Annotated in this window: 9 protein-coding genes and 1 pseudogene; 5 read left to right on the top strand and 5 right to left on the bottom strand. The window is 61.7% G+C overall.

What is annotated here, in order from left to right:
• Positions 1 to 1,788 precede the first annotated feature (1,788 nt).
• The 3 genes from AB4Z00_RS21210 to AB4Z00_RS21200 all read right to left on the bottom strand — a co-directional run bounded on the left by AB4Z00_RS21210 (position 1,789) and on the right by AB4Z00_RS21200 (position 4,308).
• The gene (locus AB4Z00_RS21210; RefSeq protein WP_442047112.1) at positions 1,789 to 2,328 is read right to left on the bottom strand and encodes a lipocalin family protein; all 540 of its coding nucleotides are present in this window, start codon (positions 2,326 to 2,328) and stop codon (positions 1,789 to 1,791) included.
• 254 nt (positions 2,329 to 2,582) lie between these two features.
• Positions 2,583 to 3,119: a hypothetical protein gene (locus AB4Z00_RS21205; protein WP_442047111.1), complete on the bottom strand. Its 537-nt coding sequence runs from the start codon at positions 3,117 to 3,119 to the stop codon at positions 2,583 to 2,585.
• A 631-nt stretch (positions 3,120 to 3,750) separates the two neighbouring features.
• Entirely contained in the window at positions 3,751 to 4,308 is a 558-nt protein-coding gene (locus AB4Z00_RS21200; RefSeq protein ID WP_442047110.1) for a MucR family transcriptional regulator, read from the bottom strand.
• Between the two features lie 781 nt (positions 4,309 to 5,089).
• Between AB4Z00_RS21200 and AB4Z00_RS21195 the strand changes: the two are divergent.
• A pseudogene (locus tag AB4Z00_RS21195) lies at positions 5,090 to 5,266 on the top strand (alpha/beta hydrolase domain-containing protein); the annotation flags it as partial.
• Positions 5,267 to 5,808: 542 nt separating this feature from the next.
• Here the strand turns inward: AB4Z00_RS21195 and AB4Z00_RS21190 are convergent.
• Both AB4Z00_RS21190 and dinB read right to left on the bottom strand, forming a co-directional pair.
• Positions 5,809 to 6,399 carry an alpha-ketoglutarate-dependent dioxygenase AlkB gene (locus AB4Z00_RS21190; protein WP_442047109.1) on the bottom strand — a complete coding sequence of 197 codons (591 nt, stop codon included), beginning with the start codon at positions 6,397 to 6,399 and terminating at the stop codon, positions 5,809 to 5,811.
• Positions 6,399 to 7,493, bottom strand: a complete 1,095-nt coding sequence (dinB, locus tag AB4Z00_RS21185) for a DNA polymerase IV (RefSeq protein WP_442047108.1) — start codon at positions 7,491 to 7,493, stop codon at positions 6,399 to 6,401. The genes AB4Z00_RS21190 and dinB overlap by 1 nt, the downstream gene beginning before the upstream one ends.
• Positions 7,494 to 7,693: 200 nt before the next feature.
• Between dinB and AB4Z00_RS21180 the strand changes: the two genes are divergently transcribed.
• From AB4Z00_RS21180 to AB4Z00_RS21165, 4 genes are all read left to right on the top strand, one after another.
• Positions 7,694 to 8,449 carry an ImuA family protein gene (locus AB4Z00_RS21180; protein ID WP_442047183.1) on the top strand — a complete coding sequence of 252 codons (756 nt, stop codon included), beginning with the start codon at positions 7,694 to 7,696 and terminating at the stop codon, positions 8,447 to 8,449.
• Positions 8,364 to 10,172, top strand: coding sequence for a Y-family DNA polymerase (locus AB4Z00_RS21175; protein WP_442047107.1), 1,809 nt, complete (start codon positions 8,364 to 8,366; stop codon positions 10,170 to 10,172). Before AB4Z00_RS21180 ends, AB4Z00_RS21175 begins: the two co-directional genes overlap by 86 nt.
• On the top strand, positions 10,169 to 13,432 hold the full coding sequence (locus AB4Z00_RS21170) for an error-prone DNA polymerase (RefSeq protein ID WP_442047106.1): 3,264 nt from the start codon (positions 10,169 to 10,171) through the stop codon (positions 13,430 to 13,432). The genes AB4Z00_RS21175 and AB4Z00_RS21170 overlap by 4 nt, the downstream gene beginning before the upstream one ends.
• Before the next feature lie 396 nt (positions 13,433 to 13,828).
• Positions 13,829 to 14,461, top strand: coding sequence for an SOS response-associated peptidase family protein (locus tag AB4Z00_RS21165; protein WP_442047105.1), 633 nt, complete (start codon positions 13,829 to 13,831; stop codon positions 14,459 to 14,461).
• The last annotated feature ends 86 nt before the right edge of the window (positions 14,462 to 14,547 follow it).

The following is a 14,547-nucleotide window of genomic DNA, read 5'->3' as shown; positions in this document are numbered from 1 at the left end:
TAGCGATGTGGCCGGGGGAGCGTCCGCAACCGTGGCGCCATCGCGAGATGACGGTGATACAAATCCACCAAGGGCGTAATTGTTCCCGACAGCCGCGTTGCCCGTGCCGGTCGGGCCTTGAACCGACAATCTAAGCCGAAAAATATCTTTACTTCCTCACGAGCGGTTCATCTTGCTCATCCCGATTAAATGGTCTTTGGCAAGGGTCACGACCGTGCTTCCTAGGTGGTCTGCAGCGGCCCCGGTATGATCATCGAGGGAGTTTCGTGCCGCGCTGGCGCTGCAGGGCAATCTCAGTGTCGACTTCGAACCATGGCCATCGGGTGCGAGCAGGGGGCGCTCAGCAAGCTGGCTGAGCCTTGCTATTCGTCTCTCCAGCCTTCGGCATCCAGCCCTTCTGCTGCCATGGCAAGGCGGGACACGTCCTTCGGACAGGCTGCAGAACGCAGGATAGGTCGCTCAAGACTTGGCGGGCGGTGGGCAAGCCTCAACGATGCTGCAGAACGCGCGGGCAACCGCGCGAGGCTCACTGTCGTCAAACCGGTAGGATTGCGCCGGCAGTGCCTTGCACACTCGCCGGCGCCCCCTTGGTGCGACCCGACGGGCTATTTGCCCTATATAGAACCGCTTATGGCGCCTGGAAATGGAATAATTGTATCAGGCGTGTATTTGTGCACACTTCTGTCTGATTGCGCTGCATAAAAAATACCCGGCCTGAATAGGCCGGGTAGTTATCCAGAGAGTCGCTCACGCTCATCTCTTCAGTCGCGATTTAGTGCTGCGCTAAATAGCCGCAGATGACAAGCGATTCCATCGCTTCGTCCGAGCAGATTGATTGTTTGTCAATTCCGGAAATATATAAAACTATAACGATTTTAAAGGTTTGCGCTCGGAAATTTGAAGTAATGCCCGGTTGCCCGGTTGCGAACGGGTTACGCCATCTCCCAGATGCGGCAGTTGCCATGCCAGCAGTCGTCTTTACCCTTTGATCTGCCCGGCTCGGTCCGCCCACTGCGGTCCTGGCGGCATTGCGCAGCTTGGACTGGTCGAACGCAGAGGCCTCGCGCAATCCATTCTTTTTGAGCGCTGCAAGTATGTCGGTTTAAACCGCTCACCGCACGGCGCACGACCGTCAGGTTTTCGGTTCCCGCACCGCGCCGTGATCGAAAGCGAGTTCCTCAAGGTCCCGGTCTCGGATTGTCGTCTCCAACGAAGAAGGCTGCCCGATTAAAGGGGAAGCTTCATGCGGTTGAGGCATTGGAGAGTCTGGCCGAGACAGGGATCAGCGCCGCATTCCTGAGAGCCTTCGAGCGCAGCGTTTAATGGGCACCTGCCGCAGCCAGGATTCATGATGTTCACCGCGGGCGGGATAATTCGCGCTGGCGGTGAACATCAGGCGGTTACCGGTTCGGATCAGGCACGCGGAGTGCCAAGGCGCGCCGCCTGAGCTCACTCCACCGGCCGTCTCGGTAAGAGGCCTTACGTTCTATGAATCGAAACTTCCAGCGCCATCTCTCGTGTTGGAGCAGATTTCATCGTTCCGAGCATCTCGAATGAACTCGTGCCCCGCCCATGTCATCCGACCGTCAAGATAGTTCCCCGCTGATGGGATGACGTGTCGCTGTTTACGACGAAGCCTGCATCTAGCGCAGGTCTAACATGCCTTACCGCGACCTGGTTAGTACCCACCCTGGTTACGGGGAATTTTCAAGATATGGTCTGTACAGTTTCGGCCTCCACAGGAAAGGCCCAGCAAATCCAGCGCGCTTCATCAGCGTTGCACCGTTGCTATTGCTTGGTTCGTCGGACCATCGACCAGTCGTAACCCAGCGTTTTCACTCGCGCCTCTACTGTGGCAAGCAAATCAGCGTCAGGTCGGGCTTGGCGGGTAAGCACCCATAAATAGCGACCCGAAGGCTCACCGACGATCGACCAATCGTAATCATCCCCGTGATCGAGCACCCAATAGTTGCCATAAAACGGGCCGAAGAACGACACTTTTAGCTTGGCACCTGTCACGGTATCGACGATCTTGGCTTTACCCGTTGATTCCTTCCACTTACCGCCYCGGCGGCCTCTGTTGACAATTTTCAGGGTGCCGTCATCTTTCAGCGAATATTCGGCAGTGACGTCGTCCATATCTTTCTGGAACGAGGCTTCGTACCGGTACTGCTCATACCAGCGGCCCATGTAACGCTCTACGTCGACCGCCTTGAAGGGCTGCGGAACTGCAGAATTGCCAACTGGGCCAGGCCTCGGTATTGACGCACACGCGCCGAGCACCAGCGTCGTGCCAGCTAAGGCGATGGCGATCGTCGTTTTCTTCATAGCAGCTCCTGCAAACTCAACTCGGATAAGCTCTCTAAGCCGATGTGGTTGCAGGGCTCACGAAATGGAACCTTCCACCTGTCGACTTTCACCACACCTTAAGACCATCACTGACGGTAAAAGAAAACGGCCAGGCAAATCTTCGGGAGCGGTGTCGGTCTATCCCTGGCGTCACGCATGATATCTGCTGGACCCAAAGAACCGACAGCGCTCCATTATGCGATCRGCGCCAGGTGGCATTCGGTAAACCCTGGCTACCCGCTGACATGGCCCGGATGCCAAGGCGCGCCGCGGCAATTGCCGAGTAAGGTGGAACAACGGCCGGAGGCCTGAAGACATCGATCTTGGGGATCGTCGCCTTGGTCAAACACGTATCCGACATCGCGCGCCAGAAAATCAACGCGCGATGTTCGATGGGCGGCGGAACCACCCGGCAGGATTAAAGGGCGAAGCGGACCGTGCCAAGGACCGTGCGCGGTGCGCCCAGAAGGTTGAGCAGCGGAGACGTGCCATGCCCGGAGACGATGTAGTTCTTGTCGAACAGGTTGTAGACGTTGATCTGTAACCGCGCCGGCGCCGATGCCGAGCTTCTCGCCGAAGCTCTTAGTGATGAAGGCATTGGCGGCGTTCTTCGGGGTCAGCGTGGCGCCCTTGTCCAAGAAGAGGGGGGCGGCCGAGTCCGTCACTTGCGCGCCGAGGTAAGCGTGGTATTCGTGTTGTGGCGGTCCGACCTTGAACCAATCAATGTTGATAGGGCTCTTCAGTATCAACGGCGCAATGATGCCAGTCATGCGCAGAGCCGTACTCAGCGTGACGGGGTCGCGGTGCCCGTGAGGGAAACCATCCGCACTCGCTCACCTATGGCGCAGCGGCCACGGCTACGGTTGATGCTTCTAGCGCCTAGGGTCTCCGATGACGACCAGGCGTTCCGATTCGAGATCGACCTGGCACCCGCTCGGTCATGCCGCTGCTTCAGGCCTGGAAGGTTTCACACGATTACATCGCCAAGTCTTTTTTTGCGCGTCGTGCCCTGAGGCAGGGAGAGACAATGAAGCCCCCTACCAGGACGATCAGGTCAGCTTTAGGCCAGCGCCGCCCGCAATTTCTTCAAGTGAAATGCCCTTCCGCGCCTCCGCCTCGCGGATTGGCGGCAAAAGGCGCCCATGTTACACCGAAGCATGCCAACGGATCGCCGTCGAGGGGCATAATGCCAAGGCCGCCCACAGCTCAATCCGTTATCGATGGCTGCCAAAGACGGGAGCGCATGTCCATCGAAGCCGGTAACCATCTACGCCAGCTTTCCTCACCAGGGAGTTATGAACCAAAAAAATGTCATCCTGAGGAAGCCTGCCGGTTCATACCGGTCAAAATCTGCTCTACGCTCGAGCTTCCTCGATTTCAAAAAAGTGATCGGCGTCCCGCTCACTCGCCAGGAGCTTCATCGTCGTTCTCGGAAAACTTGCCGGCCGCGATCCCAAGCTTTTTCCTGTCTGGACCTTCGCGCATGGTCGCAATACGCGCTTCATCCAAGGGCTCAACATCCCTTGCAGCGACTGCCGCGAGCTTCGCATCCTGCTGTTTAACGCCCTTGCCCTGCCTGCTACCGAGGCCGCTCTGGATTGCTAGCTCCTTGCGGGTTTTGGCATAGTTCGGCGCGACCAAGGGGTAATCGGACCGTAAGTTCCACCGCCTCCGGTACTCATCGGGAGAGAGTTGGTGCTCCGCGCCAAGGTGCCGGCGAAGCGTCTTGAACTTCTTACCGCATTCGAGACAGGCGATGGCGTCAGGCTTGATTGATGCCTGGATTGCGACCGCCGGAGTAAACCCTTGGGCCGATGGCTTGGGATCCTTACCAAGGCTGGCCAAAGTTTTGTAGACTGCGGCGATGAGCTCGGGCAGCTTTTCTGACGCGATTTTGTTACGGCGCGCATGCGCGCAAACAATATCCGTTGTCAGGACTAGCAAGGTTTCGTTGACCATTGTATTCTTACCCGGTTGTTGACCTGAACTCGTGAACCACCATTGGCGATGGCAGGCAAGTGAATGTTGGCTCGATACAGGCGAATTGACGCCGCTAGATCATTCGGCACTTCATACGGGCCGATCAAGAGCGACGTATATTTTCACCATTGTGAAGCCGGCTGCTGCAAATCGCATGTCATGGCAACATTTTGCTAATTCGTGATCCTTGCCGGTGTGGTGTGGTTGCGCTGTTAGACCCAAAGCATGGTTCGCGAAAAAAGCCCGGAATACCTGAGGAATTCCGGGCCGAGTCTTTGGGTCGCTGAGCGCCGTAGCGCTGAGTGGCCGACCAAATAGTGGGTTTAGGCTCTTGGTCGAATCACCGGTAGAGCTTGTCGGATCAATGTGACGCTTTTACGAATGAAAAACTCTGTCAGTTTCTGCATCAGGGATGTTTTTTTCGCGATGCTTGGGCTCCGTTTCGTCGGGTACGCTGTTCGCTATCCTCGCTCGCCTTGGTCGGGCACATTGGAATGCCTGCCTTGAAGGGGTATCTAGATTAAGTCGGGGGGCCTCAACCGGCTTCATCCATATGATCGCTGAATATAAGCAGGTTTGTAAGACCTGCATTGTTAGAAAGTCTATAGCCTCAATGGCGTAGCCTTTTCGATCCAATGACGTAGGAGCCATCAGCTATTTCGCTCGGGGCGCCGAGACGGATTCGCTTGTGCTATTGCTCGCCAAGGGGGATCGGCCTTCGACCGGGCGGCAGCAAGTTTAGCTTGGCGAGACTGCGCCTTACAAGCTCTGGATTGTGGTCCTGAAGCCAGCCGACGGTAAACGTTTCAACGGCACAGTGATCGTCGAGTGGAATATTACTGACGGCCTCGATGTTCCGCTCGAATGGATCAATTCCCATCGCGAGCTTTTTCGTAGTGGTTACGCTTATATTGGCGCTCTATGCAGATCGCGATGACGAACGAAACGTTGCCCGCGTTAATCAAAGACAGTCTGAGTATCGAGAAGGGCGGCATACGGACGCCGTGGGTCGATGCGCCGCTCTCGCACCTAACGGGAGACTTCCGAGGAGCTTCTTTGGATATTACAGGTTTGGTCGAGCGCTCAGGCGAAAATCCTCACGCTTTACCTCGGCGGGAAGGCTGAGTTCCTCGGCAAGGCGACCAAATCTCTCGATGCCGCCACCGGGCAAGGTTTCGTTCTAAATTCCGACCGTGCCGAAATTGTAGGACTGCTCGAGCGGCAGTTCAAAGCTGCGACGAATGTACCATAAATCGGCCTTCGCGTTTTCAGTCTGACTGAATTAGGGTGCGCAGCTCAGCCTGGTCAAGCTGCGCGCCCTTGTCGTTGCCTTCAGAACGATCGCTGACCTTCATGGGATAACCTTGCAGGACTTGATGCCGCCAGCTCGCCTCGGAGCAGTTTTCGAAACAAACTCGAAGCGAACGGCAGCCCAGCCGTGACCGGCTGCGCAAGCGATGGACCGCGTCTCGCGACGCTTCAATTTGCGCCGGTGGTACGTTCGTACCTCAAGGACGGCGCCGCCAGGCTGCGAAACGTGACCGACCAGCGCGGACGTACCATCTCGGCGATACTGTGCTCCCATTCATGCCGGGCAGGTCCGCTGAGATGGTAGGCGCTCCTGGGCGTGAGCGGCACGTTAGTTCGGGCAAAGCCGTTCCCACGCCTTTGCCTGAATCGCATTTCAGCCGGTTCGCCTAGCGAAATCCCCACGACGTGCTCGTAGATGGGGCGATCGCGGTGCCAACCGATCCCCGCCCCCGCGTCATACCGGATCAGCAAAGCCTGAACGAGAAGCGCGGGATCCACAGCGGCGAAATTCGCGGCGCGGTCACGCAGCAGCAAGAGCCAGCCAGGAAAAGGAGGTGCTTGGCGCTGCCGGCCCGTTTCGAAATCGTAGTTCCACCCGAAAGAGGTGGTGAGGCGCTTGCCGGTCCAGCCCTGAAAACGGAACGGTTGCAGATCGCAGGCATTGATGCGACTGATCAGCACGCGTTCCTCGGCATCGTCGATGAGGTCGGCCCGGGTGGCAAGGCCGGGCAGGGCAGGGGTGCCGAACAGGTCGAGCATCAGGCCGCCTGCTCGGCGATAAACATCGGCAGCGCCGTTGCTTGTGCGGGCGAGGGTTCGCCCGGGTTCGGCACCATGATGCGGCCCCGCGTTATACCCTCGGCCGGCGGGAGAACGGGGCGCACGAGATCCTTTGCCGGGCGCAGAAGAAGCTCCTTCGTCATCACCGGCTCGCCCTGGTTGCGGCTACGGGTGATCCGCTGGAAATCGCCATACTTGATTTTCACCGTGATAGTACGGCCGAAGATCTGGCTGGCTTCGCACCAGCGCCAGACATGTTCAGCCATTTTCGCAACGCTGGCCGCGATCTCGTCAGGGTCTGTCAGATCGCGGTCGAGCGTCGTCTCGAATCCGGAAGATCCGCGCACCCGATTGGGATTATCCGGTCGGTAGTCTTCGCCGCACGCAATCGCGAAGTACCAGCTGGCCGAACTGCCAAAACGACGCCCAAAAAATGCGAAGGACTTTGCGCGAAGGTTCCCGCCGATTTCGAAGCAGAGGCGCGTCATCTTCGCTGTCGTCACCGGCCCGATGCCGTGGAAGCAGCTGACGGGGAGCGTGTCCACCCAGTTAGCGCCCATGTCAGGGGTGACGGCAAACTGCCCGCTGAGCTTGGGGTGATCGGACGCGACTTTTGCCAGGAACTTGTTGCAGGAAACGCTTGCCGACGCAGTGAGACTGGTATCTTCGAGGATGCCCGGGCGGATGGCATTGGCCGGGCGCCAAGCGGTCTCGAGACCGCATTTGTCCGTCGTCACGTCGAGGTACGCCTCGCCGGGCGAGAGGGGCTCGACCAGGCCGTCGTAACGCGCGAACACGGCACGGACCTGCCGGGATACCTGCCGGTCGACTTCGAAGCGCGGGGGCACGAACACCAGTTCAGGACAGCGCAGCAGCGATGGGGCCGAAGGTAGCGCGGAGCGGACGCCGAGCTGTCGCGCCTTGTAACTTTTCGCTGCAACCCCGCTCCGCGCTGCCGCATGGCCTGCGGCGACGGGGCGGCCTCGCAGCGACGCTTCATCGCAGTGTTCCGCCGCAGCGAAGAAGGCGTCCACGCCGGCCCGGATAATTTTTCTTATGATGAAGTCGACCATGGCGCGGGCATACCATGACAGGAACAAATATCGAACAAAAATGAATGATTGGTCGTCTCAGGGCGAGGGCTTTCCCCCGTCCTGCACAGACTGTCCACAGGGTTGTCCCGAGAGGTGTCTCTTGCCCGCGTCGCAAATGCCTTGACCCGGCACCCCGGCCAATGGGAACATAAGTGGAACAAGGCGAGTCTCGAGTTATCATGCAGCTGCTATCACCTATCTCGACGATCGAGCATCTGCGCACCCTGGCGTCTCCGCTCGCTGAGTTTCGCACAAGCCCGTTTGGCGCCGAGGCGCTGGATGATCGCTTGAGCGGCGGAGGCCTCCGTACAGGCGCGCTGCACGAGGCGGCCGCGCTGACCTGCTCGCTGGTCGATGATGCCGCCGCGACCTTGTTTCTGGCGGGGATAGCCGCGCGTGAAGCCAGATCGCTCAAGGCCCCGGTACTGTGGGTAAGCTGCCGCAATGACCTCTACGCTCCCGGCTTGGAACAGGCCGGACTTGGTTCTTCCGATGTCATTCATGCGCAGCCGCGTAATGAAGGAGCGCTTCTTGCCGTCGTCGAGGACGCTGTCCGCGATGGGACGCCGGCTGCGGTCGTCGCCGAGGCAAGCAAGGTGTCGATGGTGGCGACCCGCCGCCTTCAGCTTGCTGCGGCAGAGGCCGATATTCCCGTTCTGCTGCTTCGGCGTCACCGCGGACGCGACCTGGATCCGCTCAGCGAGCCTTCGGCGGCCTGGACCCGCTGGCGCATTGCCAGCGCCCCCTCCGCCCGCCTCGGGGTTGCCAGTGTCGGTCGGCCCCGCTGGCTGGTTGAACTTGCCCGGCAACGCGGCGGCGAAGGTTTTTCCCTGATCGTGGAGGGATGCGATGAGACGGGTCGTCTCGCTGTTCCTGCCCTATCTGCCGATCGAACGGCTGAGAAGGCAGGACCGGTTCGCCGCTCCGCGGCCTGAACCCCGCGCGCTCCAGCTTCCCGTCTACGACGATCCTGGCGCTTGCTCGGTCCCGCGTGGTGGCGGGTGGCGGCCTGGTGCGCGCTGGGCACAGGCACAGACACAAAGCGAAGATCGCGGCAGGGCACGTACGCGTGTCGATGTCGAACGCGAGATTGTCTCGTTGCCGCTACACGCGCAGCCCCCTATGCGCGAGCTTGGCCGGCGCTCGGAAGCCGCCAAGCATCCTTTCAAGCGCCCGCACGGCGCGCCGCCGCGCGCCGTGCGGGGCGTCCCCGAGTTTGCCGTTGTCCCGATGGCGCTTATTGGCAAAGTCCGGCGCCGCGACGAGATCGTTGCTGTGTGCCCAGCAGCGCGGGCGCTTGGAATCCATGTTGGGATGGCGGCAACTCATGCCCGCGCCCTGGTGTCCGATCTCGATTTTCGGCCCGCCGAGCCTGAGGCCGATGCCGGTTTGCTGGACCGCCTGGCTCTGTTTGGAATTCGGCGCTGGTCACCGATCGTCGCGGTTTGTCCGCCTGACGGTATCTGGCTCGATCTCACCGGCGCTGCGCATCTGCACGGCGGAGAAGAGCGCTTCTGTCAGCGGCTTCAGGCATTCTGCCACCGCGCGGGGTTCACCGTGCGGATCGCGATCGCCGATACCCCCGGTGCGGCCCATGCGCTTGCGCGCTACGGCCGCGAGGATATTGGCATCACCCCGCCGGGGGGCGTGCTGCGCGCTCTGTCGCCGCTGCCGGTGGCGGCCCTCCGGCTCGACGAAACGGCAATCGGCGCGGCGCGCAAGTTCGGGTTCGAGACGATCGCTGACCTGCTTCCCGTCGCGCGTGCGCCCCTTGCGCGCCGTCTCGGCATGGCCGCGATCGATCGGCTCGATCAGGCGCTCGGCGGTAAGGCGGAGCCGATCACCTCGCGCGAGGATATCGTGGTCCCGCTGGTCGAACGGCGGCTCTTGGAGCCGATTGGCACCGCCGAGGCCATTGCGCAGGTCATGCAGGATCTTCTGCAGGACATGGCAGAGCTCTTGCAAAGCATGGGTCTCGGTGCGCGCTCGCTGCGCCTGATCGGTTTGCGGATCGACGGCGGCGAACAGGTGGTGGCCATTGGCACCTCGCGCCCGACCCGGGAGGTCGCGCATCTGCTGCGGCTGTTGAAGCTCAGGATCGATCGCATCGATCCTGGCCTCGGCCTCGAGCAGTTCCGGCTGCTGGCTCCGCACACAGAGGCGCTAGATGCCGAGAACCTCGGCGCCATTCTCGCCGGGGAGACCGCAGTTCGCGATCCCGCGCGGCTTGTTGACGTGGTGGCAGGGCGGATCGGGCAGGGGGCCGTTTACCGGTTCGCCGCGGTCGAGAGCCATGTTCCCGAGCGGGCGGTGCGAGCGGCGAGCCCGATCGGAGCGCCGGGAACCTGGCCAGCCTGGCAGCGGCCGGTGCGCCTTTTCGCACGGCCTGAGCCCTTGCACGGCGTGATGGCGCTGATGCCCGATCAGCCGCCACGCCGGTTTGAGTGGCGGGGGCGCGCGCACCGGGTCGTGGCGGGTGACGGGCCCGAGCGGATCCACGGTGAGTGGTGGCGCCGCGATGCCGAAGTCTGGGCGGTGCGTGACTACTACCGTGTCGAGGACGAGCAAGGCGGGCGCTACTGGGTATTCCGCCGCGGGGACGGCGTGACGAGCGACACCGGCGACCTTACCTGGTGGATGCACGGCGTTTTCGCATGACCGTCTACGTCGAACTCCAGGTGCTCACGCATTTCTCGTTCCTGCGCGGCGCTTCGAGCCCTGACGAATTGTTCGGGGCTGCTGCAATGCTTGGCTACCCGGCGCTCGGCATCGCCGATCTCGGCAGCGTGGCCGGTGTCGTGCGCGCCTGGGAAGCCGAGAAGGTTACCGGCGTGCGGCTGATACCCGGCACGCGGATTGATCTCGCCTGCGGGCGCCGCCTGCTGCTCTACCCAACTGACAAACCCGCCTGGTCACGGATCACGCGCCTGCTCACGATCGGCAAGCGCCGGGCCGGGAAAGGCGGCTGTCTGCTGCACTGGCACGAGCTTGCGGTCTGGTCCGAAGGCGTGATCGCCATCCTGCTTCCCCATGAAGCGGATGATGAGAACGCCTCTGCCCTCGCTGAGCTGCGCCAAATCTATGGCAAGCGCGGCTACATGGCGCTGTTCCAGCGCCGCCGGCCCGATGACGCGCTGCGCATCGCGGCGCTTGAGCGGCAAGCGGCGGAAGCGGATGTGCGCGCCGTCGTCACCGGCGATGTGCTCTACCATGCGCCGGATGCCCGCCTCCTCCAGGATGTGGTCACCGCGATACGCCATGGCTGCACGGTCGACGAACTCGGCTATCGGCGTGAGGTCAACGCGGACCGGGCGCTCAAGTCTCCGGAAGAAATGGCCCGCCGCTTTGCCGCCTATCCCGATGCCCTGCGCGCAAGCGTCGAGATCGCCGAGGCCTGCACCTTCGCGCTCAGTGACCTCACCTATCACTATCCCGAGGAGCGAATGATCGACGGCCTCACCGCGCAGCAGGCGCTGGAGAAAATGGCTTACGAAGCGCTTGCCGCCATGTTCAGCAGCGCGCCGCCTCAGGATTACCAGGACCAGATCGCTCATGAGCTGAAGCTCATCGCCGACTTGAACTATGCGCCCTATTTCCTGACCGTTCATGCGATTGTCAGTGAGGCGCGGCGGCGCGGCATTCTGTGCCAGGGTCGCGGCTCTGCTGCCAACTCCTGCGTCTGCTTCGTTCTTGGCGTAACCTCGATCGATCCCGTCAAGCACGAGCTACTGTTCGAGCGTTTCGTTTCAGGCGAGCGGCGCGAGCCGCCTGACATTGACGTCGATTTCGAGCACGAGCGGCGCGAGGAGATCATCCAGTGGATCTTCGAGACCTATGGCCGCGACCGTGCAGCGCTGACTGCCGTCGTCACTCGCTTTCGCGCGCGCGGCGCTGTTCGCGATGTCGGCAAGGCCATGGGGCTGCCTGAGGACCTGACCGCCTCTTTGGCAGGGTTGGTCTGGGGCTGGTCAGCCGAAGGCGTCGGTGAGAAGCAGGCAGCGGAACTCAATCTCGACATGTCGGATCGCCGCCTGCGCTTGACGCTCGATCTTGCGCGCCAGCTCATCGGCGTCCCCCGTCAGTTCAGTCAGCATCCCGGCGGTTTCGTGCTCACGCACGACCGCCTCGACGACCTGGTGCCGATCGAGCCGGCCGCCATGGTCGATCGCCAGATCATCGAGTGGGACAAGGACGACATCGATGCCTTGAAGATGATGAAGGTGGATGTTCTGGGCCTCGGCATGCTGGGCTGCATGAACCGCGCCTTCGATCTGCTCAATGAAGCCAAAGGCATTCGCATCGGCCTTGCCGATCTGCAAAGTGATGACCCGGACGTCTATGCCATGATCCAGAAGGCCGATACGCTCGGTACCTTCCAGATCGAGAGCCGCGCGCAGATGTCGATGCTGCCGCGCATGAAGCCACGCCGCTTCTACGACCTCGTCATTCAGGTGGCGATTGTGCGGCCGGGACCTATCCAGGGGGACATGGTCCATCCCTATCTGCGGCGGCGCGAGGGGTTGGAGAAGCCGGAGTATCCCCGTCCCGAGCTGCGCGCGGTCCTTGAGAAGACTCTGGGTGTGCCGTTGTTCCAGGAACAGGCGATGAAAGTCGCCATCGTCGGGGCCGGGTTCACGCCCGCCGAAGCCGACCAATTGCGCCGCGCCATGGCGACTTTCAAGCTCACTGGCGGCGTGTCCCATTTTTCCGAGAAGCTGATCGAGGGTATGGTCGGCCGGGGCTATCCGCGCGACTTTGCCGAGCGCACGTTCCGTCAGCTCGAGGGCTTCGGCTCCTACGGTTTTCCCGAGAGCCACGCAGCCAGCTTCGCCAAGATCTCCTATGCGTCAAGCTGGATGAAGCATCATCATCCCGACGTATTCTGCGCAGCGCTGATGAACGCGCAGCCCATGGGGTTCTATGCCCCGGCCCAGATCGTCGGCGATGCGCGGCAGCACGGCGTGGAGGTACGCCCCGTTTGCGCCAACGCAAGCCGGTGGGACTGTTCGCTCGAACCTACGCGAGGGCCATATCATGCCGTGCGGCTTGGCTTGCGGCAGGTGCGCGGGCTCTCGAATGCTGATGGTGCGGCGATCATCACGGCGCGCGGGTTTACTCCATTCGAGTCCGTCGATGACCTGTGGCGGCGCTCAGGCGTACCGCGCGCCGCGATCGAGAAGCTGGCCGATGCCGATGCATTTCACGAGTTCGGCGCCGATCGCCGCCAGGGCCTGTGGAAGGCGAGGGGGCTTGGCGAAGCGCCCTTGCCGCTGTTCGCGGCTGTGGATCGGGCCGCGCAGGCGATCAGCGCCGAAGGCGTCGAGCCGGTGGTCGCGCTGCGGCCCCTGACCGATGGACGCGAGGTCATCGAGGACTATCGCTCGCTGCAGCTGTCGCTGCGGGCACATCCCCTGACGTTCGTGCGGGACGAGCTCTCGCGGCGCGGTGTCACCCGCTGCGCCGACCTCACCAACATTCGCGACGGCCGCAATATCGAGGTTGCAGGGATCATCCTCGTTCGCCAGAAGCCGGGCTCGGCCAAAGGCGTGCTGTTCATCACCATTGAGGACGAGACGGGCATCGCCAATGGCATCCTCTGGCCCGATCGCTTCGAAGCGCAGCGCCGTACGGTGATGTCCGCCTCGATGGTGGGGCTCAAAGGCCGGGTGCAGAAGGAAGGCGAGGTGATCCACGTCATCTGCGACAGGATCATCGATCATGGCGACCTTCTGCACCGCGTCGGCGAGATGTCGTTCCCGCACCGTACCGGGCGGGGTGACGGCGCCCGCCAGGGCGGCGCCCCCGACCGAGGCGACCAAAGCTGGAGCCCGAAGCCGACGAACAGCTACTGGCCCCCGCACGCCGATGGCCGCGATCCCGAGGAGATTGTGCGGTTCAGGTCGCACGATTTTCATTGACCGGTGGCCCCGCTTCCCAAACATCAGCGCGTGATCATCACGCTCTCGCTGCATATCTTGCGCGGCGGTGTCACACGCTGTAGCGAAAGCCGCATCGACACCGTCGAGGTTCGCCTTGCCCTGAGATGTCTGCTCCCACATTGCCGGGAGCGCTGGCCGCTCGAACTTTACTGGGATGCCGCCTCTCAGGACAACGAGATCGGCAGGGCGCAAGGGGTGACGGCTGCCTTTAACGGGATCGTGCGGCAGCTGAGACTTGCGGGCAGGTATGAGGAAGGCGGGCCATCATAGGCCCCGGTGGGAGCAATTCTCTCGCAGCTCCGTTCTCATGCATGCGATATGCTATCGCGCAGTGTGCTCCCTACAAGGGGCAGGGTAGCGATCAGGAGCAATGCCATGTGCAACCGTGCCCGCTTCATGGGAGAGCCGGAAACTCTTTTTGGCTCGATCGCCGAACTCTTCCACGAACGGCCGCGCGACAACCGCTTCGACCCGCAGGAGCTGAGGCCTAAGGGCAGGGCCTATGTGGTGCGCGAGCAGGACGGCGTTCGGGGCTGGGACGTAATGAGCTGGGACGTGCTGGGCGGGAAAGGCGCCTGGCCGATGACGAACGTGCGAAACCTTGGCTTGCCGCAATGGCGGGCGCTTGCCGAGGATACGAAGAACCGCTGCATCGTGCCACTGACAGAGTTCTGCGAATTTACACCAGAAAGGCATGATCTTGGGGACGGTAAACCGCCGCTCAAAGGCGAGATGTGGTTTTCCCTGGAGGATCAGCCGGTGTTCGCGGTGGCAGGTTTCTGGCAGCGTACGGAAATCGGCGACGCCTTCACCATGGTGACTTGCGATGCCAATGAATTGATCAGGCCGATCCATCCAAAGGCGATGATCACGATCCTCGAGCGCGACGATATCGATCAATGGTTATCCGGTTCATATACCGAGATTATCGCTCTTCAGCGGCCATATGATCAGGCTCGAATGCGCATGCGCGGACCCGTGTTCCCGACCCGAAGGAACGAGAAATGATGGAAAGCTGCGATTTCTGCCGCAATTGGCGTAGTGCTTGGGATTTCGCCGGGTGCGTTGACCCCGAACTTGGCGCAACCCAAGGG

This window comes from Novosphingobium sp. YAF33 (genome assembly GCF_052113265.1).
Classification (GTDB): domain Bacteria; phylum Pseudomonadota; class Alphaproteobacteria; order Sphingomonadales; family Sphingomonadaceae; genus Novosphingobium.
Note: the sequence above shows the minus strand (reverse complement) of the source record. Positions and strands in the feature narration are given on the sequence as shown.